Source organism: Bradyrhizobium monzae, assembly GCF_021458635.1.
Lineage (GTDB): Bacteria > Pseudomonadota > Alphaproteobacteria > Rhizobiales > Xanthobacteraceae > Bradyrhizobium.
In genome coordinates, this window is record NZ_JAIRDQ010000002.1 from 946,232 (window position 1) to 968,207 (window position 21,976).

Consider the following 21,976-nt stretch of genomic DNA (forward strand, 5'->3'; position numbering starts at 1 on the left):
GCTCCGGCGAAAAAGATGCGCCTGCATTAATTAGCCCGCTGACGGCCGATGGCAAGCCCTGCCGGCTCTGCGTCCCGCGCGGGCCTCAGGCCGTCGTCATGCAACCTAGCCCGGCACCAGACTGCGCGGCCGCGCTTCGGCCTCCATCACAAAGCCCTCGTATCCCTTCGCCGCGACCTCGTCGCAGATCCGCCGGTAGACGCCGACTCCGCCGATATAGGGCATGAAGATGCGCGGCTTGCCGGGGACGTTGGCGCCCATGTACCAGGAATTGGCCTGCGGATAGAGCGTGCCATGGGCGACCTCGTTGACATGCGCCACCCACTTCTCCTCGGCGTCCCTGCCCGCCTCCATGGTTGCGAGGCCCTGTTTGCGCATGTGCACGAGGCAATCGGCGATCCAGTCAACGTGCTGCTCGATCGACACGATCATGTTCGAGAGCACGGACGGGCTGCCGGGACCAGTGATGATGAAGAGGTTCGGAAAACCTGCGCTCATCAGCCCGAGATAGGTCTTGGGGCCCTCCGCCCATTTCTGGTTCAGCATCTCACCGCCGCGGCCGCTGATGTCGATCTTCGCCACCGATCCGGTCATGGCGTCGAAACCCGTCGCCATCACCAGCGCATCGACCTCGTGGTCCTTGCCGGCGACACGCACCGCGTTCGCCGTGATCTCCTCGATCGGATTGGTCTTGATGTCGACCAGCGAGACGTTCGGCCGGTTGAACGTCGCAAAATAATCGGTGTCGATGCAGATGCGCTTGGTGCCGATCGGATGGTTGTGCGGTTGCAGCAGCTTTGCCGTCGTGGGATCCTTGACGATCTCGGCAATCTTGCCGCGGACGAAATCGGCGGCCGTGTCGTTGGCGGTCCGGTCGAGACCGAGATTGTTGTAGACATACATGAACGTGAGTCCGCCGCGCTCCCAACGCGAGGCGTACTTTCCGTTTCTGGTCTCGTCGCCGTCGTCGAGCGCACCGCGATCGGGCTGCTCGGCATAGATGCCGTTGCGCGCGACCTCACGGGCAAACTGACGGATCTCCGGATACTTCTTGCGGAACGCGTCGCGTTCCTCTTCCGTCAGCGCGGCATTGCGGGCAGGAATCGAGAAGTTCGCCGTACGCTGGAACACTGTGAGATGTCTGGCCTGTTCGGCGATGACAGGTGTGGATTGGATGCCTGACGATCCCGTCCCGATCAGACCGACGCGCAAGCCCGTGAAGTCGACGTCTTCATGCGGCCAGTTTCCGGTGTGGTAGACGGGACCTTTAAAATTCTCGAGGCCCTTGATGTCGGGCTTGCGTGCATTCGAGAGGCAGCCGGTTGCGAGCACGACGAATTGCGCTTGAACTGGCCCGCCCTCGGATATCGTGACCGACCATCTGTTCGCGCGTTCGTCGAATACGGCGCGTTCGACGCGGGTGCTGAACTGGATGTCGCGGCGCAGATCAAAACGGTCGGCGACGTGATTGGCGTATTTCAGGATCTCTGCCTGCGGCGCATAGTGCTCGCTCCAGTCCCATTCCTGCTGGAGCTCTTCCGAGAACGAATAGGAATATTGCATGCTCTCGACATCGCAGCGCGCACCGGGATAGCGATTCCAGTACCAGGTGCCGCCGACGCCGCCGCCCTGCTCGTAGACCCGTGCCGAGAAACCCAGCCCGCGCAGACGATGCAGCATGTACATGCCGGCAAAGCCTGCGCCGACGACAACCACATCGTAGGCCTCGGCGGCTTGAGCCTGGCTTGCTTGCGCTGGCGACATCGGTTGGCGCTCCCTGATTGTTTTCTGTTGTTGTGATCCAGCATTCTCTGACATCAGCGAAAGTGCAAGAGGCTAATCCGCAGCCCCTCTCCCGCTTATTTTGCGCGACGGAATGGCTCCGCGAATGACGTAACGCCTGCACGCAAGATGCGCGCGGGAATCCGGCATGGCATCGCAAATGACGATAGGCTAGCGTCATCGAACGCCGCCGGGAGAGAACCATGAGATCGCCGATCTGCGACATGCTGGGCATCGAGTTCCCGCTGTTCGCCTTCAGCCATTGCCGCGATGTCGTTGCTGCCGTCAGCCGTGCTGGCGGCTTTGGCGTGCTCGGTGCCACCGTGCACACGCCCGATACGCTCGAACGCGAGTTGAAATGGATCGACGACCATGTCGACGGCAAGCCCTACGGCATCGACGTGCTGATCCCCGAAAATATCTCGACCGCGGGCGAGAAGGACGTCACCTGGAAGAGCCTGGAAGCGCGCGTGCCGCAGGAGCACCGCAAATACACGAGCGACCTCCTGAAGAAGTACGACATCGAGCTGACCACAACCGATGTGGGCGACAACCAGCCGCAGCCGTTCGACGCCGAGACCGCCCTGGAGCTGCTGAAAGTCTCGTTCAATCATCCGATCCGGCTGATCGCGAACGCGCTTGGCGTGCCGCCGAAAGCCATGATCGAGATGGGCAAGAAGCACAACGTGCCGGTGGCAGCCCTGGTCGGCGCCAAGGAGCACGCGTTGCGCCAGGTCGCAGCCGGTGTCGATATCCTCGTGGTGCAGGGCACCGAAGCCGGCGGCCATTGCGGCGAGGTCTCGACCATGGTGCTGGTGCCGGAGGTGATCAAGGCGATCAAGCCGATTCGCGACGTGCCGGTGCTGGCAGCCGGCGGCATCATGACGGGACGGCAGATGGCGGCCTGCATGGCCATGGGCGCCGCCGGTGCGTGGACCGGCTCGGTGTGGCTTGCCACCGTCGAGTCCGAAACGTCCGAGATCTTTCGCGAGAAGATGATCGCTGCATCCTCCCGTGATGCGATCCGCTCGAAGGGCCGCACCGGAAAGCCGGCGCGACAGCTCCGTTCGGTCTGGACCGATGCCTGGGATCGCGCGCCAGAGAGCCCCGGCGCCCTGCCGATGCCGCTGCAGAGCATCATCAGCCGCGATGCCTTCAACTCCATTGATCGCGCCGCCGCCGCCGGCAACGCCAAAGCGCGCGACCTCGTCAGCTATTTCGTCGGCCAGGGCGTCGGCCTGATCGATAGCGTGAAGTCGGCGGGCGCCGTGGTGCAGGAGTTCAAGGAAGAGTTTGCCGAAGCCGTCGAGCACATGAATGCTCTGGTGGCGGAGTAGAGGTATGTGCGGCCCATCCTTCGAGGTTCGCCAAGCGCCGCAAGCGTCACTCGGCTCGCACCTCAGGATGACGCTGTACCCGTAGCCGTCATCTGAGGTGGCCGCTTCTTCAGCGGCCCTCGAAGGACGACGGCGTGCCAAAAATCTGAAACGTGAAGCAAGAAGAAATGACCAAGACAACTACCCCCGAAGACCGCATCCCCGTCATCGTCGGCATCGGCGAGATCGTCGATCGCCCCAGGGAGATCACCGAGGGCCTTGAGCCGCTCGATCTGCTCGAACAGGCACTGCGACGTGCAGAGCGAGATGCCGGCGCAAAACTGCTCGGCGACGTACAGTCGCTCGACGTCGTCAACTTCCTGAGCTGGCGTTATCGCAATCCGGAGAAGCTGCTGGCGCAACGGCTCGGCATCTCGCCCGCGCATTGCTATTACGGGCCGGTCGGCGGCGAGAGCCCGATCCGTTTCATTCATGAAGCCGCAAAGCGCATCGCGCGCGGCGAATGTACCGTCGCCGCGGTCTGCGGCGCTGAAGCGCAATCGACGGCAACCAAGGCCGAGCGCGCGGGCGTCGAGCTGCCATGGACACCGTTCGCTCACGATGCCCCGGAGCCGAAGCGCGGCGCGGCGTTCCAGAAGCCGCTCGCCGTGAAGCTCGGCGTGTTCCGCCCGGTCACGGTCTATCCGTTCTATGAAGCGGCATCGTCCGCGCATTGGGGCCAGACGCCGCGCGAGGCGATGGCGGAATCAGGCACGTTGTGGTCGCGCTATTCTGAGGCCGCCGCGCAAAATCCCAATTCCTGGCTGAAGCGGCGCCATGCGCCGGACGAGATCACGACACCAACCGCGGACAACCGGCTCATTGCCTGGCCATATAACAAGCTCATGGTCGCCAACCCCAGCGTCAACATGGGCGGCGCGCTGTTGCTCACCAGCCTTGCCAAGGCACGCGCGGCCGGGATTCCCGAGGACAGGCTGGTCTATCCGCTCGGTGGCGCTTCGGCCGAGGAGCCGCCCGACTATCTCGTGCGCGACCAGTTTTACGAGAGCCATCCGCAGAACGCGGTGCTGAAGGCCGTGATGGACATCGCCGGTGGCGGCAAAAAATTCGACGCGATCGAGCTCTATAGCTGCTTCCCCTGCGTACCGAAGATGGCGCGGCGGACGCTGGGTCTCGGCGCCGACGTGCAGCCCACCGTGAACGGCGGGCTCACCTTCTTCGGCGCGCCGCTCAACACCTACATGACGCATGCAGCCTGCGCGATGGTGCGGCGCCTGCGCGGTGGCGACAAGCTCGGCCTGCTCTACGGCCAGGGCGGCTTCGTCACCAAGCATCACGCTCTGGTCGTTTCGAAGACACCGCGGCCGGATGCGCTGGCGCAGGAGACCAGCGTGCAAGGCGAGGCCGACCGCAACAAGCGTGCGGTGCCGGAGTTCGTCGCGGAGGCTTCAGGCAAGGGGAAGGTCGAGAGCTTTACGGTGCTCTACGGCCGTGGCGGCGATGCCGAACACGGCGTGGTGATGTTGCGCACGGTGGATGACCGGCGCACGCTGGCGCGAATCCCGGCGAGCGATCATGCGACGCTGGCGCGCTTGCTTGACATGAATCGTACGCCGGTGGGTTCACTCGGTGAGATCACGATGGCCGCGGATGGCGTACCGGAGTGGCGCGTGGCGTAGGTCGCTCAAGGGTGGGCAAAGCGAAGCGTGCGCACGTCTTGCCTATTTGATGAGAAGACGTGGGCACGGCGCAAGGCGCCTTTGCCCACCCTACGAGACCGTCTTAGCTCTTTGGCGCCTGCTTCTCCGACGCCGTCGCCGGCTTGCCGCCGGCACCGACCACACGAACCGCATCGCCGTCGGACAGACCGTCCGGCGGCGCGGTGATGACGCGGTCATCCGGCGCGATCCCTGAGGCGAGCTCGATCTCCTTGCCGAGATCGCGGGCGATGGTCACGGTCTTGAACTGCACCTTGTCGTTCGGGCTGACCGTTGCAACGCGCAGACCGTTGCTGTTGAAGATCAAAGCGCTGGCGGGAATGCTCAGCGGCGCGGTGTCGCGCTGCAAATTGAGTTTCACGCTGGCGTAGCCGCCGGGCATCAGCTCGCCGCTCGAATTGTCCAGGCCGAGCTGCATGCGCGTGGTGCCCGAGGCGACGTCGACGGCCTGCGAGGATGCTTCCACGGTCGCCTGGAACGTCCGGTTCGGGTATTCCGGCATTACCATCGTCGCCTTGGCGCCGATCTTGATCGCCGGCACGTAGTTCTGGGGGACGTTGACGTAGACGCGCAGCTTGGTGATGTCGGAGACCACGAACATCGCCGGCCCCGAGCCGCCGCCTGCGTTAATCAGCGCGCCGACGTCGGTGTCGCGCGCCGTGACCACGCCGTCGAACGGCACGGTGATCTTCTTGTAGCCGGCAAGCGCCTCGAGCCGCTCGACATTGGCCTGCCCGGAATGGACAGCGGCGTTCTTGTTGGAGAGGTCGGCGGTGCGCTCGTCGATCTCCTGCGCCGAGACGAAGTTGGAGGCGACCAGCGTCTTGCGCCGGTTCAGGGTTGCTTCCGACAGCCTGGCGCTGGCCTGCTGGCTGGCGAGGTCGGCGCGGGCCTGCAGGAGCTGCTGATCGAGGTCGGGCGCCTCGATCTCGGCGATCACTTGGCCGGCCTTCACGCGGGCGCCGATGTCGGCGCTCCAGCTTTTGAGATAGCCGGAGACGCGGGCGAAGATCGGCGCGCGGTAATAGGCCTCGAGCCGGCCCGGCAGGTCGATGGTGGAGTTGAGCGATTTCGCGTTGGGCAGCGTCACTGCAACGCTGGGAACGGCCTGGTCGTCGGTCCATTCCTTCAGCTTGGAGCCCTGGTCCTCGCGGGCCCGGATACCGGTGCCGACCACGAGGCCTGCCGCAATCAGCGCCACCACGCTGAAAATGCCCAGTTTCCGGTGCGACACCGGGGAGCGGGGTTCAGTGGGCGACATGCGGAGTCTCCAATGGGGCGGCGGCTTTGGCGCCTTGTTTCTTGTGTACCATACTGAACACCACGGGAACAAACATCAGCGTGGCGAAAGTTGCAAAGATCAGGCCGCCGATCACGGCGCGGCCAAGTGGCGCATTCTGCTCGCCACCCTCGCCCAGCCCGAGCGCCATCGGCGCCATGCCGATGATCATGGCGAGCGCGGTCATCAGCACCGGCCGGAATCGGACGAAGCCGGCTTCCAGGGCGGCAGCGATGGGGTCACCCAGCTCCTCATAGCGCTCGCGGGCGAAGGAAATGACCAGCACGCTGTTGGCGGTGGCCACGCCCATGCACATGATGGCGCCGGTGAGCGCCGGCACCGACAGCGTGGTCTGGGTCGTGAACAACATCCAGACGATGCCGGCAAGCGCGGCCGGCAGCGCGGTAATGATCACGAACGGATCGGACCAGGACTGGAAGTTCACGACGATCAGGAAATAGATCAGCACGACGGCGCCGAGCAGGCCGAACAGCAGACCGGTAAAGGCGCTGTTCATGGTCTGCACCTGACCAAGCAATGCGACGGAGGAGCCCTTCGGCACGTCCTTGGCGGTGTCGGCGATGGCCTGGCGGATGTCGGTCGCGACCGCGCCGAGATCGCGGCCCGACGTCGTGGCAAAGATCTGCACGAGGTTTTGAATGTCGTATTGCGACACCACGGCACTCGAGGTCGCACGCTTGATGTCGGCGATGCCGCCGAGGATCGGCGACTGCGAGGCGCCGGCGGCGGTAATCGGCAGCGTCTGCAACGCGCTGAGCGAATCGATCTGATATTGCGGCGTCTGCATCACGATCGAATAGGACACGCCGTTGTCCGGGTTGAGATAGTAGGTCGGCGCGACCTGTGACGAGCCGGCGAGATTGACCACGAGACTGTTGGTGACGTCGCGCTCGGTCAGGCCGACATATTGCGCGCGGGTACGATCGACATCGATGTTGAAGGTTGGCAGGTTCGGCGATTGCTGGATACGTGCATCGGCAATGCCTGGAATCCGGCGGACCCTGGCGAGCAACTTGTTGGCATAAGCAAAATTGCCGTCGAGATTGGCGCCGCGGATCTGCAGGTCGATCGGCGCCGGTGCCCCGAAATTCAGGATCTGGCTGACGATGTCCGCCGGCAGGAAGGCGAAGCTGACGCCCGGGAACAGCCGTGGCAGCTGCTCTCGCAGCACCTTCACATGCTCTTCGGTCGGCTTGTGACCTTCCTTCAGCTTGATCTGGATGTCTCCGTCCTGCGGACCGATCACGCCGGTGTTGTTGTAGGTCATGTTGATGCCGGAGATCGGCATGCCGATGTTGTCGGTCATGGTCTCGATCTCGCCGGGAACGAGCTTGCGCACCGCCTTCTGCACATCCGCGAGCTGGTTGGCGGTCTCCTCGACGCGGGTGCCGACCTGGGTGCGCACATGCATCAGGATGTTGCCGGCATCGACGGCAGGGAAGAAATTGCGCCCCAGGAACGGCACCAGCGCGAAGGACGCACCGACGACGCAGAGGAACCCGATCACGAACACTGCGCGATGCGCCAGCGCGAGCCCGAGGAAGTTGTGGTAACCGCCGCGAATGCGCTCGAACCGCGTCTCGAATCCGCGCTGGAACCAGACCAAGGGATTGCGCGACTTCGGTGGCTCGCCCTCATGATGAACGTGCGCTTGCAGCAGAAAGTTCGCCATGGTCGGCACCAGCGTGCGCGACAGGATGAACGACCAGATCATCGCGAACATCACCGCTTCGGCCATCGGCACGAACAGGAAGCGCGCGACGCCGGTGAGGAAGAACATCGGTACGAACACGATGCAGATACAGAGCAGCGAGACGAAGGCCGGCGTCACGATCTGGTTGGCGCCGTCGAGGATCGATTGCTCGACCGGCTTGCCCTGCTCGAGATGGTAATTGATGTTCTCGATGGTCACCGTGGCGTCGTCGACGAGGATGCCGACTGCGAGCGCAAGGCCGCCGAGCGTCATGATGTTGAGCGTCTCGCCGATCGCCGACAGCATGACGATGGCACCGAGCACGGACAGCGGGATCGAGACCGCGATGATGACGGTCGAGCGCCAGCTGCCGAGGAACAGCAGGATCATCACGCTGGTGAGCAGCGCGGCGATCACGCCCTCGAAGGCGACGCCCTGAATCGCGCCGCGGACGAATACCGACTGGTCGCCGATGAAGCCGATCTTCAGCGCATCCGGCAACTGATCCTTGACGTCGATGACCTTCTGCTTGATGCCGGCGATGATATCGAGCGTCGAAGTGGCGCCCGCCTTCAGCACCATCATCAGCACCGAGCGGTTGCCGTCGACGTGGACGATGTTGGTCTGCGGCGGATTGCCGTCCCGCACGGTGGCGACGTCGCGCACATAGACCATCGCGCCGTTGACGGTCTTGATCGGCAGATTGCCGAGCTCGTCGATCTTGAGCGGCGAGTTGTTGAGCTGGATGCTGTACTCGAAGGTGCCGATCTTCTGGGTGCCGACCGGCGTGATCAGGTTTTGAGCCGCGAGCGCATTGGCGACGTCCTGGCCGGACAGGCCGCGGGCTTGCAGCGCGGTCGGGTCCAGGTCGATCTGGACCTGGCGCTGCTTGCCGCCAAACGGATAGGGAATCGCCGCGCCGGGCACGGTGACCAGCGGGGTACGCAGATTGTTGATGCCGATGTCGGCGAGGTTCTGCTCGGTCAGGCCATCGCCCGACAGAGCCACCTGGATGATCGGCACGGTCGAGGCGGAGTAGTTCAGGATCAATGGCGGCGTCGCGCCCGGCGGCATCTGCTTCAGCAGCGTCTGCGAGATCGCGGTGACCTGCGCATTGGCGGTGCGGATGTCGACATTGGGCTGGAAGAAGATCTTGATGATGCCAAAGCCGTTATAGGAATTGGCGGTGATGTGCTCGATGTCGTTGACCGTCGTCGTCAGCGCCCGCTGGAACGGCGTGGTGATGCGGCCGGACATCTGGTCGGGCGGCAGACCGGTATACTGCCAGACCACACCGATCACGGGGATCCGGATATCCGGAAAGATGTCGGTCGGCGTTCGTAGTGCCGCCAACGGTCCAATGATCAGAAGCAGGAGCGCCAGCACGACAAACGTGTAGGGTCGGCTCAGGGCAATACGAACCAGAGCAATCATTCGTCAGGCAAATCCAAATCAGGGGACAGGGAAACCGCCCCCGCGGGTTCCTCGGCTGATTTACCCGAACACCGCCGAAATGGCTAATGGCAGCACGTCACGTGCGGTCACTTCCCTGCTATCGCACAGCGAAATCGCATTCCAGATATGCAGCCTCTAACGGGAAGATGACAGAGGCGGCTTTCAACCACGTAAAAAAGCGGCGCCCGGAGGCGCCGCTTTCCGAACTGCTATCGCGTGCCGGCTCAGGCCGCGCGGACGTTGGTCAGGAACTTGCTGACCTCAGTCTTCAGCCGGGTGCTGTCGTTGGACAGCATCTGCGCCGCCGACAGCACCTGCGAGGAGGCCGTGCCGGTCTCGGTGGCTCCGCGCTGCACATCCGTGATGTTGGACGAGACCTGCTGGGTGCCCTGAGCCGCCTGCTGGACGTTGCGGGCGATTTCCTGGGTCGCGGCGCCCTGCTCTTCCACCGCCGCGGCAATGGCCGAGGAGATTTCCGAGAGCCGCTCGATGGTCGAGGAGATCTCCTTGATCGCGCCGACCGAGTCGTTGGTCGCCGCCTGGATGCCGGAGATCTGCTGGCCGATCTCGCCGGTCGCCTTGGCGGTCTGCTCGGCAAGCGCCTTCACTTCGGAGGCGACTACCGCGAAGCCGCGGCCCGCCTCACCGGCGCGCGCCGCTTCGATGGTCGCGTTCAGCGCCAGCAGATTGGTCTGGCCGGCGATGGTGTTGATCAACTCGACGACGTCGCCGATGCGGGAGGCAGCCTTGGACAGCTCGCTGACGCGCTCGGTGGTGGCACGGGCCTGACCGACGGCGTCGCCCGCCATCCGCGCCGATTCCTGCACCTGGCGGCTGATCTCGCCGACCGAAGAGGCCATCTCTTCGGTGGCAGAGGCCACCGACTGGACGTTGGTGGAGGCTTCTTCCGAAGCAGCGGCAACCGTGGTCGCCATCCGCTGCGAGCGGTCGGCGGTGGAGGTCAGCGTCGAGGCCGAGGCTTCGAGCTGCGTCGAGGCCGACGACACGGTCTGGACGATCTCGCCGATCATGGTCTCGAAGTCACGGGTAATGCCGTCGACGCGGCGGCCGCGCTCGATCTTGGCCTCGGCGTCGGCCGCCGCAACCTCGTCGGCGGCCTTCTTGGCGATCAGCGCCTCCTTGAAGACCTGGAGCACGTCGGCCATCGAACCAATCTCAGTCTTCTCGCCGCGGTGCGGCACTTCAGCGGAGAGGTCCCCACGACCCAGCGCCTGCATCGGCTGGATGATCGAGTTGATGCCGGCGGAGACGTCCTGGACCAGATAGAAGCTGACGCCGATGCCGGCGACGACGGCAGCACCGAGGATGATCGCGACCAGCACGAAGGCATAGTAGTAGGTGTCGGAGGCGTCCGCGGACGCCTGATCGCCGCCCTTGGTGTTGAGCTCGATGTCCTTGGCCAGGATTGCGTCGGCCTCGAGCCCGATCTTGTTGACCGTCTTGGTGTTCAGCTCGTGCGCTTCATGCGGGATCTTGCCAGCCTCCTGACGCGACAGCGCCATGACTTCCTGGGTGCCCTTCTTGTAGTTTTCCCAGGTCTGGGACCACTGGCCATAGAGAGCTTTCTCCTCCGGCGAGGTGATCATCGCCTCATAGGACTTGCGGAACTTGGTGTTGGCCTCGACCACGGTCGCTAGCGTCTTTTCCGCTGCGAGCTTCTCCTCCAGCGTTTCCGCCAGCATGTGCTCGCGAATGACGTTGCGATATGTGATGACGCCGGCGCGCAGATCACCGATCACGCGCACGCTCGGCATCCAATTCGTGGTGATGTCGACGGTGTTGGCGTTGATCGTCCGCATCTTCATGACGGCGAGCAGGCCCATGCCGGCCATCGCGACCAGCAGGAACGCCACGACACTGATGATCTTGGCGCGGATGGAGATGGTGGCGAGCATAATCGGGTCTCTTTGCGTTGGCACAGTGATGCGCCCGGAATGGATCAACCAAAAGCGGCGGCGCCGACATCCAACAACAAAGCGACTGAGCAGTTGTTAACTACGACTCCGTACGAGTACGGAACCTTAAAGAAGTGAACGAGGGACTAAAAATGCTCTGCGCTCAGCGCATGAGCCTCATCGCGTCGACAAAAAACTCCGGTCCACCGAAATTGCCCGACTTCAAAGCGAGCAACATGTCGCCTGCCTCAGCACCGACGGCCCGAAGCACCGGCACGCCCGCAGCGATCTCCGCACCGACGAGAAAGCCGGGAATCTTGAGGCGGTCGACGACGGCCCCGGACGTCTCGCCGCCTGCGACGATCAATCGCCGTACGCCTGATTTCACTAGGTTTTCGGCGATGTCGGCCATCGTCTGCTCGATCGCGTGACCAGCAGCGTCGCGGCCATGACGCGCCTGGAGCGCAGCGACATCAGCCGGCGTCGCGCTCGAAGCAATCAGCACGGGACCGTGGGCCAATCGATCCTTCGCCCAGTCCAGCGCACGCTGCGTTTCGTTCGCGCCCGTAAGAATACGGTCGGGGTCGAGACGGAGCACCGGCATGACGGATTCCGCCTTCGCGATCTGCTGCAAGGTGGCCTGCGAGCAGCTTCCGGCGAGGCACGCCACCTGCCCGCCGACGGCGGCGCCCTGCTCACTGCTGGCCGGGGCTGACCTGACCTTGCCGGTCGACACCAGTGCGCGGGCGAGGCCCAGGCCGATACCGGAGGCACCAACCGATAGCCGGTGCGCCGCGGCGACAAGGCCGATGGTCTCGAGGTCGCGGTCGAACACGGCGTCGATGATCGCGGCTCCGATGCCCTTGCTTGACAATTCAGCGAGCCGAGCCCGCACGGCCTCCGCTCCACGTGAAAGGGTCGCGAGGTCGACGAGACCGATCTGCGTCTTGCTCTGGCGCGCCAGCACGCGCACCAGGTTGGAATCGTGCATCGGGTTGAGCGGATGGTCCTTGAGCGGGCTCTCGTTCAAGGGCACGGCGCCAACAAATAGATTGCCCTGGTAGACGGTGCGGCCGGTTTCAGGAAAAGCCGGCGTCACCAGCACGACGGACTCGCCGCAATCGGCGCGCAGCGCATCCATCACCGGACCGATATTGCCCGCATCGGTGGAATCGAAGGTCGAGCAGATCTTGAACAGCACATGGCTCGCGCCGCGCCCGCGCAGCCATTTCTCGGCCGCGCGCGAGCGCGACATCGCAAGCTCCGCCTCGATCGATCGGCTTTTCAGCGACACCACGACGGCGTCCACTTCCGGCAGCTTCAGATCGTCAGCGGGCACGCCGATGGTCTGCACCGTGCGCAGGCCGGCGCGCGTCAGCGTATTGGCGAGATCCGAGGCGCCTGTGTAGTCGTCGGCGATGCAGCCCAGCGCAAGTGTCACGGCTTCACTCCCGCATAGGGCTTGAACCAGGCGAGCCCGTCTGTGGTCTTGCCACGCGGATTGTATTCGCAGCCGACGAAGCCGGCATAGCCGAGGCGGTCGAGCTCCTCGAACAGGAACGGATAATTGAGCTCCTCACCATCGGGCTCGTTGCGCGATGGAATACTGGCGATCTGGATATGGCCGATGATCGGCATCATCTCGCGCAGCCGCATGGTGACGTCGCCATGGATGATCCCGCAGTGATAGATGTCGAACTGCAGCTTCAGGTTCGGAAGCCGCAACTCCTGGATCAGATCGCGCGCAAAGCCGAAATCGTTTAGGAAATAACCGGGCACGTTGCGCGCATTGATCGGCTCGAGCACGATGTCGATGCCATGCGGCGCGAAGAATTCCGCAGCCCAGGCCACCGACTTGTAGAAAGCCTCGATGGCGACCCGCTCGCCGCGGTTGGCGATGCCCGCCATCAAGTGTAGTCGCTTGACGCCGGTCGCCTTGGCGTAAGGCAACGCCGTCTCCAGGCTCGCTTTGAGGTCGGCAAAGCGCGCCGGCAGTGCGGCGAAACCTTTCTCGCCGGCATTCCAGTCGCCCGGCGGCAGGTTGAACAGCGCCTGTGTGAGGCCGTTGCGCTTGAGCCGCTCGCCGACCGCTTCGACCGGATGCTCATAGGGAAAGAGAAACTCGACAGCGGTGAAGCCGGCTGCCGCTGCGGCGTCGAAGCGATCGAGGAACGGCACCTCGGTGAACATCATCGAGAGGTTGGCGGCGAAACGGGGCATTGGAATCCTCTTCTACTTGGCGCCGGGAAGTTTTACGCCGGTGACCTGCGCATACATTCGCGCCACCGACGCGTCGTCGTCGCGGCCCATGCCCGCGGCAGCCGTCATCAGAAACATCTGCAAAGCCGCGGCGGAAACCGGCACCGGGAATCTGGCGCTGCGCGCCATGTCCTGGATGATGCCGAGATCCTTGACGAAGATTTCCACCGCGCTACGCGGCGTGTAGTCGCCGTCGAGCACGTGCGGCATGCGGTTCTCGAACATCCACGAATTGCCGGCAGACGCCGTGATCACCTCATAGACCTTGCGGATGTCGAGGCCCTGCTTGGCGGCGAACGCCATCGCTTCGCTGGCGGCCGCGATATGCACGCCGGCAAGGAGCTGGTTGATCATCTTGAATGCCGCGCCCTGGCCTGCGGCGTCGCCAAGTTCGTAAAGCTTTGCGGCCATGGCATCGAGCGCGGGGCGCGCCTTGGCGAACGCTGCGGGACTGCCCGAGGCAAGGATCGTCAGCTCGCCTTGCGCCGCGCGTTGCGCACCGCCAGAGATCGGCGCGTCCAGGTAATTTCGGCCGGTCGCTTCCAGCTGTTTTGCCAGGCGCCGCGCCACGTCGGGATCCATCGTGGCGGAGGAGATGAAGACGCTGTCCTTCGGCAGGGTCTCCGCGGCGCCGTCCTTGCCGAACAGGATCGCGTCGGTCTGCGCGGCGTTGACGACGACGCTGACGACGATGTCCGCGCTCTTCGCCGCCTCGGCCGGCGTTGCGGCGCCGGCACCGCCGTCCTTGACAAAACGCGCCACCGCATCAGCCGAAACGTCGCAGCCGGTCACGGTATGGCCGGCGCGCCTCAGCGAGGTCGCCATGCCGTACCCCATCGAGCCGAGCCCGATGACGGCGATGCGCTGATTTGGTGAATTGGAGGCGGACATGCAACTAACCCTTCAACTTATTCTTGCGAACGTTTCCCGGACGGCTGGCCTTTGCGGCGGCTCGTGATCTCGAATAACACGGCTTGGCCGCGCTGCCAAAGCGTGAGACAAGCGGGCATGACGGCCATGAGCAACGAGACAAGGCTGCGTGAGGATATCTGCCGCTTCGGACGGTCCCTGTTCGAGCGCGGGCTGACGCCGGGCTCCTCCGGCAATATCAGTGTCAGACTGGACGGCGGCGGCTGGCTGGTGACGCCGACCAACGCCTCGCTCGGCTTCCTCGATCCGGCAAAGCTGTCACGACTGGACGACCAGGGCCGGCTCATCTCCGGCGATGCGCCCACCAAGGAAGTTCCGCTGCACACCGCGCTCTACGATACGCGCGGAAACGCGCGGGCGATCGTGCATCTGCACTCCACCCATTCGGTCGCGCTCTCGATGTTGCCTGAGATCGACCCGCGCGCCGCTCTGCCGCCGATGACGGCCTATTATTTGATGAAATGCGGCGCCACCGCGCTCGTGCCCTATTACCGCCCTGGCGATCCCGCGGTCGCGGACGCGATCAAGGGGCTGGCGGGAAAATATTCATCCGTGCTGCTCGCCAATCACGGCCCGGTGGTCGCCGGCGACACGCTGGAAGCCGCCGTGTTCGCAACGGAGGAGCTGGAAGAGACGGCGAAGCTCTATCTGCTGCTGCGCGGGATGAACCCGCGGTATCTGTCGCCGGAGCAGGTCAAGGATCTGGTGAAGGTGTTCGGGGTCACGCTGCCGGAGCATGGGCATGATCACGGACATTGAGCCGCATGCACCGCCGTCATCCTGAGGTGCGAGCCTTGCGATGCCTGCATCGCAAGGTGAAGCCTCGAAGGATGTGCTAGCTAGGCGTGCCTGCGGCTCATCCTTCGAGGCGCGCAAAGGCGCGCACCTCAGGATGACGGCTGAGCTCGCGGCGACGCCTACAGCCCCAGATACGCCTTCCGCACGTCCGGATTGCCCCTGATCTCCGCCGCCGGGCCCTGCATCAGCACGCGGCCGGTCTGCAGGATATAGGCGCGGTCGGCGATCTCGAGGCACTCGGCCATGCGCTGTTCGACGATCAGCACGGTCATGCCGGCGTCGCGGATGGTTTTCACCGCCTGGAAGATTTCATCGACCAGTTTTGGCATGATGCCTTGCGAGGGTTCGTCGAGCATCAGAAGCCGCGGACGCGTCATCAGGGCGCGGCCGATCGCGAGCATCTGCTGCTCGCCGCCGGAGAGCGTCTCGGCGCGCTGCTCCAGACGTTCCGAAAGACGCGGGAACAGCCTGAAGACGAGATCGAGCGGCCCCTCGCGATCCGCCTCGCCGCGATAGAGATAGCTGCCGAGGCGGAGATTGTCGCGCACCGACAAGCGCGGGAATAGGCGGCGGTTCTCCGGCACATAGGCGATGCCGGTGGCGGTGATGTGATGCTGCGCCATGCCATCGATGCGCTTGCCGTCGAACGTGACCGTGCCCGAGCGCGGACGTTCGGCACCGGCGATGGATTTCAGCAGTGTCGACTTGCCCGCGCCGTTGGCGCCGGCAACGCAGACGATCTCGCCCTTCTGAACCTCGATCGAGACCGCGGAGATCGCGACCAGGCCCTGATAGGCGGTCGTGACTTCATGCACCGACAGCATGACGATCTCCCAGATATGCGCTGATCACCTTGGGATCGCGGACCACGTCGGCGGGCTTGCCCTCGACCAGCACCTTGCCGAGGTCGAGCACGATGGCGCGATCGACCAGCGGCATCACGATCTCCATCACATGCTCGACCATCAGAACGGTGATGCCGGCATCGCGTACTTTTCGCACCAGCGCCACACCGGTCTGTGCCTCGGTCGGTGTGAGGCCGGTGAGGACCTCGTCGAGCAGCAACAGTTTCGGTTCGGTCGCGAGCGCGCGGGCAACCTCGAGACGGCGCTTCTCGGCCGGCACGAGGTCGCTCGCGAGCACGTTGGCGCGCGCGGCAAGGCCGGTGAACTCCAGCACCTCATGCGCCTTGCGGCGCGCCACGCGCATGACGGTGTTGCGCACGAGTGCACCGACGATGACATTGTCGATGACAGTCATGGTCTCGAAGCTCTTGACCACCTGGAAAGTGCGTCCGACGCCGCGCTGGCAGCGCTCGGCCGCCGGCAGCCTTGTCACGTCCTCGCCGTCGAACCAGATCGAACCTTGCGTCGGCGGCAACACGCCGGCGATGAGATTGAACAGCGTCGACTTGCCGGCACCGTTGGGGCCGATCAGGCCGACGATCTCGCCGCGCCCGACCGAGATCGAGACATCGCTGTTGGCGACGAGGCCGCCGAACCGCTGCCAGACGCCGCGGGTTTCAAGGAGCGCGGTCATCGCGTGGCTCCTTTTGCCTTCGAACGGGAGAACAGGCTCACCAAGCCTTGCGGCAGAGCGAGAGAGATCGCCACGATCAGCGCGCCATAGACGATGAGGTCGACGCCGCGGCCGGAGCCGCCGATATAGGAGCGCGTCAGCTCGGTCATAGGGATCAGGATCGCCGCCCCTAGCACGGGACCCCAGAGAGTGCCGATGCCGCCGAGCACAGCCGGCAGCGCCATCAGCAGCGAGAACTGGAAGCCCATGACGCTTTCGGGATCGATATAAGCGAGGAACTGCGCATAGAACGCGCCGCCGACGGCAACGAGGAAAGCGGAGACGGCGGCCGCGCCCATCTTGGAATTGAACACGACGACGCCGAGACTCTCAGCCGCTTCCGGATTGTCCTTCACCGCGCGCCACCAAAACCCCCATTTGGAGTCCTCTAGCCACCAGGTGACGAACCAGGCGAGGCTGCACAGCGCCAGCGCGAAATAGAAGTAAGGCAGCTTGCTGCGCAGGAACTGGAATTTTACCCAACTGTCGCCGCGCACAGGAATGGTGATCCCCATCGCAGCCCCGGCCCATTCCCAATTCTGGAACAGCAACAACCCGATCTCGGCGATGACGATGGTCGCGATCACGAAGTAATGGCCGCGCAGGCGGAAGAAGGGATAGCCAAGCCCCATCGCGATCACAGCTGCGATGACGCCGCCGGCAAGCATGCCGAACCAGGGCAGCACGCCGAACTTGGTGAACAGCAGCTCGGTCGTGTAGGCCCCGATACCGAAATAGAGCGCGTGTCCCAGCGAGATCTGCCCACAATAGCCCGACAGGATGTTCCAGCTCTGCGACAGCGCCGCATACATCAGGGTCAGGATCAGGATGTTCTGGACGTAGACGTCCTTGACGAATAGCGGCGCGAGCGCCGCCAGCGCGGCCAGGACCGCGGCGATGATGAGATCGCGGCGGCGCCGCGCTGCAAAATCCTTGTCCATTACATCGACCCGAACAGGCCACGCGGCCGGATGAAGACGACCAATAGGTACACCGCATAGATGCCGACCGATTTCAGCGACGGCGGCAGCACCAAGGCGGTGGTCGCTTCGACAAGACCAACGATGATGCCGCCGGCGAACGCGCCGAATACGCTGCCGAAGCCGCCGAGCGCGACGGTCACGTAGGCGATCAACGCAAAGGACGCGCCGACGTCGGGATAGATGTAGAAGAACACCGCCATGATCGCGCCGGCGAGACCGACCAGCGCGGCACCGAGGCCCCAACCGAGCGCGAACACGCGATTCCTGTCGATGCCGACCAGCGCGACTGCGCCGGGATCTTCACGAGTCGCCTCCAGCGCGCGGCCGAAATCGGTGCGGTGGATGAAGAAGTAGAGACCGGCAAAGGCCGCGATCGCAACCAGCGCACCGATCAGCTGCGGTTCCGGCAGGAAGATGCCGGCGACGGAGATGGTCTTACCGCCGGCCCAGGAGTGCGGGATGCTTCGGTAGTCGGGGGTAAAGAAGAACTGCGCGAGCCCGCGCATCACAATGGCGAGGCCGAAGGTGGAGAAGATCTGCACCATGCCGGCGTTGGCCTTGGCCCGCATCGCGAAGCGTACAACCAACAGGTAGACCACGGCTCCGAGCACGAACAGCGCGGCGGCGACCAGCGGCGCTGACAGCAACGGGTCGATCGCGAGGAACGTGAACAGGAAGAAGCTCACATACATCGCGATCATCAGGAACTCGCCATGGGCGAAGTTCACGACGTCCATCAGGCCGAAGATCAGCGCGAGGCCGACCGCGATCAGCCCGTAGAGCAGGCCCATCAGGAGGCCGCTCGCGAGACTCTGGATAATGGCTTGGGCTGTCAACTCTAGTCCCCCGTTCGAACCGTCATCGTCTGCTCCGTCATTGCGCGCGAACCGAAGCAATCCAGAAATGTCTTCAAGGAAGCAGTCTGGATTGCTTCGTCGCTTTGCTCCTCGCAATGACGGTGTGAGGGCAGCTTGGTCGTCCTACTCTCACCGCGCCTGGTCCCCCGACCGCGCAGCGCTTACTTCATCGGCCAGGTCGCTTCCGCGATCGCAGCCTGCGGCGGGAAGATGGTGACGAACTTGCCGCCGATATATTGCAGCAGCACCGGGTCGGCGTCGTTGTTCTGGCCCATCTCGTCGAACTTGACCCGCTTCCAGGGCATGATGGTCTGCTCGCCCGGGATATCGGTCGCAGCCAGCGCATCGCGAATTTTCTCGCCATCGGCCGACTTTGCGCGGTTGATGGCATCCGCAAGGATGATCAGGCCCATGAACTGGCGCGAGGTGAGGTCGTTCAAATCCTTGCCCGACTTCGCCTTGAACATGTCGTTGACCTTGCCGACCATCGGACGCTTCTGCGCGAGGTCGAGCGAGAAGGTGCCGCGCGAGATGACGCCTTCGAGCTTGTCGCCGACGGCGTCGTACAGCGCTTTCTCGGAGAAGCCGGCGTCCTGCGCCACGATCGCATTCGGCTTGTAGCCGAGTTCGGCCATGGTCTTGACCAGCAGAATGCCGTCGGTGGTGTAGCTCGAGGGCATCAGCACGTCGGCGTTGGCGGTCTTGAGCTGCTGCACCTCGGCCGAGAGCGAGGGCGAGTTGGCGCGGTACTTGATGTCGGAGACGATCTTGTAGCCGCGCTCACCGGCGATCTTGGCCTGGGCGTTGCCGGAGTCGGTGCCGAAGATGGTGTCTTCGTGGAACAGCGACAACGTCTCGATCTTGGTGCCCTTCTTCTTCAAGGCATCGAAGAAGTCGAACATCGCGGCAGAGTACATTTCGTCGTGCGGCGCGGCCCGGAAGTAATATTTCAGGCCGCGGCGGTGCAGGCTCGGCGAGGAGTTGTCCGCGGAGACGAACGGGATCTGGTAGCGTTCGCAGATCTGGCTGACGGTGACGGCGACCGCGCTCTGATAGGTGCCGATGATGGCGGAGACCTTCTCCTGCGTGATCAGGCGCTCGGCCTCGGCGCGGCCCTTCTGCGGATCGGCCTGGTGGTCGGCGAACACGAGACGCACCTTGGCGCCGCCGAGGCCCGGCAGACCCTCGCCCTTCGCGAGCGGCAGATCGAAATCAGTGTCCTTGTTGATGACCTCGAGCGCGGTCTCATAGGCCTTCTGCGCGTCGACCCCCTGCTGGGCGCTGCCGCCCGAGAAGGGATAGATGACGCCGATCACGACTTCCGATGTCTGCGCCCGCGCGGCTAGCGGCACAAGCGCGGCGGTTGCAGTGGCTCCGAGCAGAACGTCGCGGCGAGTGATCGTCATCGGTGAATTCCCTGTTACTGAATTTTGCGCGTATCGAATGAAGCGATTGGTGGAGAGCGTAAAGCCTGAAGAAGCAGCAAATGCTGCCCACTAAATCACGGCCATGTTCCTGTTCTTCAGATCTGTCACCAGCATCAGGCCGGGCGAATGCGTAATCGCGAACGGGACCTTGGCGGCATTGATGACCGATTGCGGCGTCACGCCGCAGGCCCAGAATACCGGGATCTCGTCATCGGCGACAGCTACGGGATCACCATAGTCGGGCTTGGCGATGTCCTTGATGCCGATCAGATGCGGATGGCCGAGATGCACGGGCGCGCCGTGGACGGCGGGATAGCGCGAGGTGATCTGCACCGCACGGATCGCATCCGCCGGCTTGAACGGGCGCATCGACACCACCATCGGCCCCGCGAACGGACCAGCCTCGCCGCAGGGGATGTTGGTGCGGTACATCGGCACCCGCACGTTCTGCTCGATGTGCCGGATCGGCATGCCCTCGTCGAGCAGTGCCTCTTCGAATGAGAACGAGCAGCCGAGCACGAAGGTCACGAGGTCGTCGCGCCAGTGCTTGGTGACGTCGGTCGGCTCGTCCACGACTTCGCCGTCGCGCCAGACGCGGTAGCGCGGCACATCGGTCCGAATGTCGAGATCGGCGCCGAGCGCCGGGATGTGCGGGCTACCGACGTCGGACATGCCGATGATCGGGCACGGTTTCGGATTGAGCTGGCAGAAGCGGTGAAATGCCCCGGCAAATTCCGCCGGGAGGATCGCCAGATTGCCCTGGACGAAGCCGGGTGCGACCCCCGCGGTGGAACCGACCTCACCGCCACGATAGGCGAGCCGCGCCTGGCGGCTCGGGAGAGTGTCGGGCGTTTCAGTTTGCTGCGCTGCCACCAAAACAGTCATGTGATCGACCTGCCTATGAACTCGACAAGCGTAGCCAACATCAAGCATACTATAAAGTCTAATCGTCCTTTCTAATCGATATCGATAAATCTATTTTATCGATCAGGAAAATCCTTCCAATGCTGGACTTCAGATCGATCGAAACCTTCCTCTGGGTTGTGAAGCTCGGCAGCTTCCGTGGCGCCGCAGCACGGCTCAATACGACCCAGCCGGCGATCTCCCAGCGCATCGCCCAGCTCGAGCGCGAGATGGGCGTCAAGCTTCTGAACCGCGATCATCGCGTGGCGTCGCCCACCCCGAGCGGCCGCCAGATGATGGTTTATGCGGAAAAGCTGATCGGCCTCCGCGCCCAGATGATGGCCGAGATCGGCGACCGCTCGGCGATGCGCGGCGTGATGCGGCTCGGCGTTGCCGAGACCATCGTGCACACCTGGCTGCCGCGGCTGGTGAAGGGCATGAACGAGGTCTATCCGAACCTGTCGCTGGAGATCGAGGTCGACATCACGCCGAACCTCACCGCGCGCCTGCTGGCGCAGGAGATCGAGCTGGCCTTCGTGGTCGGACCGCTGTCGGCCTCGGGCGTGCACAACCGCGTGCTCGCCGATTATCCGATCGGCTTTCTCGCAAGCCCGTCGCTCGGGCTCGGCAACGGCCCGGTGACGCCCGCCGATCTCGCGCGGTTTCCGATCATCACTTTTCCGCGCAAGACCAGGCCCTACGAGGTCGTGCGAGAGGTGTTTGACCGGCCGGACTTGCCGCCGATCCGTCTCCACGCCTCGGCCTCGCTCGCCACCGTGATCCACATGGCGGTGGAAGGGCTCGGCATCGCCGTGATCCCTGACGCTATCGTCGAGAACGAGCTCGCCGATGGCCGGCTGCAATTGCTCGACACTGATCTGGAGATTGCGCCACTGACGTTCACGGCAAGCTGGCTCGCCTCGCCCGACGTCGTCGCGGTGGAGCGCGTCGCCGAGCTGGCATGTCAGATTGCGCAGAGCAGCCTCGCGGTTGACGCGCCCGCGCTGGCGGGTCATTGAAAAAGGCGCCGGATAATCGAG

At 64.1% G+C, this 21,976-nt stretch carries 17 protein-coding genes; 4 read left to right on the forward strand and 13 right to left on the reverse strand.

Features of this window, described 5'->3' with window-relative positions; all coding sequences use genetic code 11:
• Positions 1 to 105: 105 nt before the first annotated feature.
• Positions 106 to 1,764: a flavin-containing monooxygenase gene (locus K3F49_RS13420; RefSeq protein ID WP_234681385.1), complete on the reverse strand. Its 1,659-nt coding sequence runs from the start codon at positions 1,762 to 1,764 to the stop codon at positions 106 to 108.
• 221 nt (positions 1,765 to 1,985) lie between these two features.
• Here K3F49_RS13420 and K3F49_RS13425 point away from each other — a divergent pair, with 221 nt between their 5' ends.
• Both K3F49_RS13425 and K3F49_RS13430 read left to right on the forward strand, forming a co-directional pair.
• Positions 1,986 to 3,119, forward strand: coding sequence for a nitronate monooxygenase (locus K3F49_RS13425; RefSeq protein WP_234681386.1), 1,134 nt, complete (start codon positions 1,986 to 1,988; stop codon positions 3,117 to 3,119).
• A gap of 167 nt (positions 3,120 to 3,286) precedes the next feature.
• Positions 3,287 to 4,798 carry an acetyl-CoA acetyltransferase gene (locus tag K3F49_RS13430; RefSeq protein ID WP_234681387.1) on the forward strand — a complete coding sequence of 504 codons (1,512 nt, stop codon included), beginning with the start codon at positions 3,287 to 3,289 and terminating at the stop codon, positions 4,796 to 4,798.
• Between the two features lie 103 nt (positions 4,799 to 4,901).
• On the opposite strand, the gene K3F49_RS13435 is transcribed toward K3F49_RS13430, so the two are convergent.
• The 6 genes from K3F49_RS13435 to ltnD form a co-directional block, all read right to left on the reverse strand.
• A complete protein-coding gene (locus K3F49_RS13435; RefSeq protein WP_234681388.1) occupies positions 4,902 to 6,098 on the reverse strand; it encodes an efflux RND transporter periplasmic adaptor subunit in 1,197 nt (398 codons plus the stop codon).
• On the reverse strand, positions 6,085 to 9,264 hold the full coding sequence (locus K3F49_RS13440) for an efflux RND transporter permease subunit (RefSeq protein ID WP_234681389.1): 3,180 nt from the start codon (positions 9,262 to 9,264) through the stop codon (positions 6,085 to 6,087). The genes K3F49_RS13435 and K3F49_RS13440 overlap by 14 nt, the downstream gene beginning before the upstream one ends.
• 245 nt (positions 9,265 to 9,509) lie before the next feature.
• Positions 9,510 to 11,201, reverse strand: coding sequence for a methyl-accepting chemotaxis protein (locus K3F49_RS13445; protein ID WP_234681390.1), 1,692 nt, complete (start codon positions 11,199 to 11,201; stop codon positions 9,510 to 9,512).
• 163 nt (positions 11,202 to 11,364) lie between these two features.
• Positions 11,365 to 12,642, reverse strand: a complete 1,278-nt coding sequence (gene otnK / locus K3F49_RS13450) for a 3-oxo-tetronate kinase (protein WP_234681391.1) — start codon at positions 12,640 to 12,642, stop codon at positions 11,365 to 11,367.
• The gene (gene otnI / locus K3F49_RS13455) at positions 12,639 to 13,421 is read right to left on the reverse strand and encodes a 2-oxo-tetronate isomerase (protein ID WP_234681392.1); all 783 of its coding nucleotides are present in this window, start codon (positions 13,419 to 13,421) and stop codon (positions 12,639 to 12,641) included. The genes otnK and otnI overlap by 4 nt, the downstream gene beginning before the upstream one ends.
• 12 nt (positions 13,422 to 13,433) lie before the next feature.
• On the reverse strand, positions 13,434 to 14,351 hold the full coding sequence (ltnD, locus tag K3F49_RS13460; RefSeq protein WP_234681393.1) for an L-threonate dehydrogenase: 918 nt from the start codon (positions 14,349 to 14,351) through the stop codon (positions 13,434 to 13,436).
• A 126-nt stretch (positions 14,352 to 14,477) separates the two neighbouring features.
• Here ltnD and otnC point away from each other — a divergent pair, with 126 nt between their 5' ends.
• Positions 14,478 to 15,149, forward strand: a complete 672-nt coding sequence (otnC, locus tag K3F49_RS13465; protein ID WP_452101010.1) for a 3-oxo-tetronate 4-phosphate decarboxylase — start codon at positions 14,478 to 14,480, stop codon at positions 15,147 to 15,149.
• 158 nt (positions 15,150 to 15,307) lie between these two features.
• Here the strand turns inward: otnC and K3F49_RS13470 are convergent, their stop codons facing one another.
• The 6 genes from K3F49_RS13470 to K3F49_RS13495 all read right to left on the reverse strand — a co-directional run bounded on the left by K3F49_RS13470 (position 15,308) and on the right by K3F49_RS13495 (position 20,918).
• Complete coding sequence (locus K3F49_RS13470; RefSeq protein WP_234681395.1) at positions 15,308 to 16,012, reverse strand: ABC transporter ATP-binding protein; 705 nt, start codon at positions 16,010 to 16,012, stop codon at positions 15,308 to 15,310.
• Entirely contained in the window at positions 15,996 to 16,727 is a 732-nt protein-coding gene (locus K3F49_RS13475; protein ID WP_234681396.1) for an ABC transporter ATP-binding protein, read from the reverse strand. Before K3F49_RS13475 ends, K3F49_RS13470 begins: the two co-directional genes overlap by 17 nt.
• The gene (locus K3F49_RS13480; RefSeq protein WP_234681397.1) at positions 16,724 to 17,707 is read right to left on the reverse strand and encodes a branched-chain amino acid ABC transporter permease; all 984 of its coding nucleotides are present in this window, start codon (positions 17,705 to 17,707) and stop codon (positions 16,724 to 16,726) included. Before K3F49_RS13480 ends, K3F49_RS13475 begins: the two co-directional genes overlap by 4 nt.
• Positions 17,707 to 18,585 carry a branched-chain amino acid ABC transporter permease gene (locus K3F49_RS13485; RefSeq protein WP_276575369.1) on the reverse strand — a complete coding sequence of 293 codons (879 nt, stop codon included), beginning with the start codon at positions 18,583 to 18,585 and terminating at the stop codon, positions 17,707 to 17,709. The genes K3F49_RS13480 and K3F49_RS13485 overlap by 1 nt, the downstream gene beginning before the upstream one ends.
• Before the next feature lie 182 nt (positions 18,586 to 18,767).
• The gene (locus K3F49_RS13490) at positions 18,768 to 20,012 is read right to left on the reverse strand and encodes an ABC transporter substrate-binding protein (protein ID WP_234681398.1); all 1,245 of its coding nucleotides are present in this window, start codon (positions 20,010 to 20,012) and stop codon (positions 18,768 to 18,770) included.
• 90 nt (positions 20,013 to 20,102) lie between these two features.
• On the reverse strand, positions 20,103 to 20,918 hold the full coding sequence (locus K3F49_RS13495) for a putative hydro-lyase (protein ID WP_234681399.1): 816 nt from the start codon (positions 20,916 to 20,918) through the stop codon (positions 20,103 to 20,105).
• Positions 20,919 to 21,037: 119 nt separating this feature from the next.
• On the opposite strand from K3F49_RS13495, the gene K3F49_RS13500 reads away from it, so the two are divergent.
• Positions 21,038 to 21,955 (forward strand): LysR family transcriptional regulator, encoded by a 918-nt coding sequence (locus K3F49_RS13500; RefSeq protein ID WP_234681400.1) that lies wholly within the window; start codon positions 21,038 to 21,040, stop codon positions 21,953 to 21,955.
• The last annotated feature ends 21 nt before the right edge of the window (positions 21,956 to 21,976 follow it).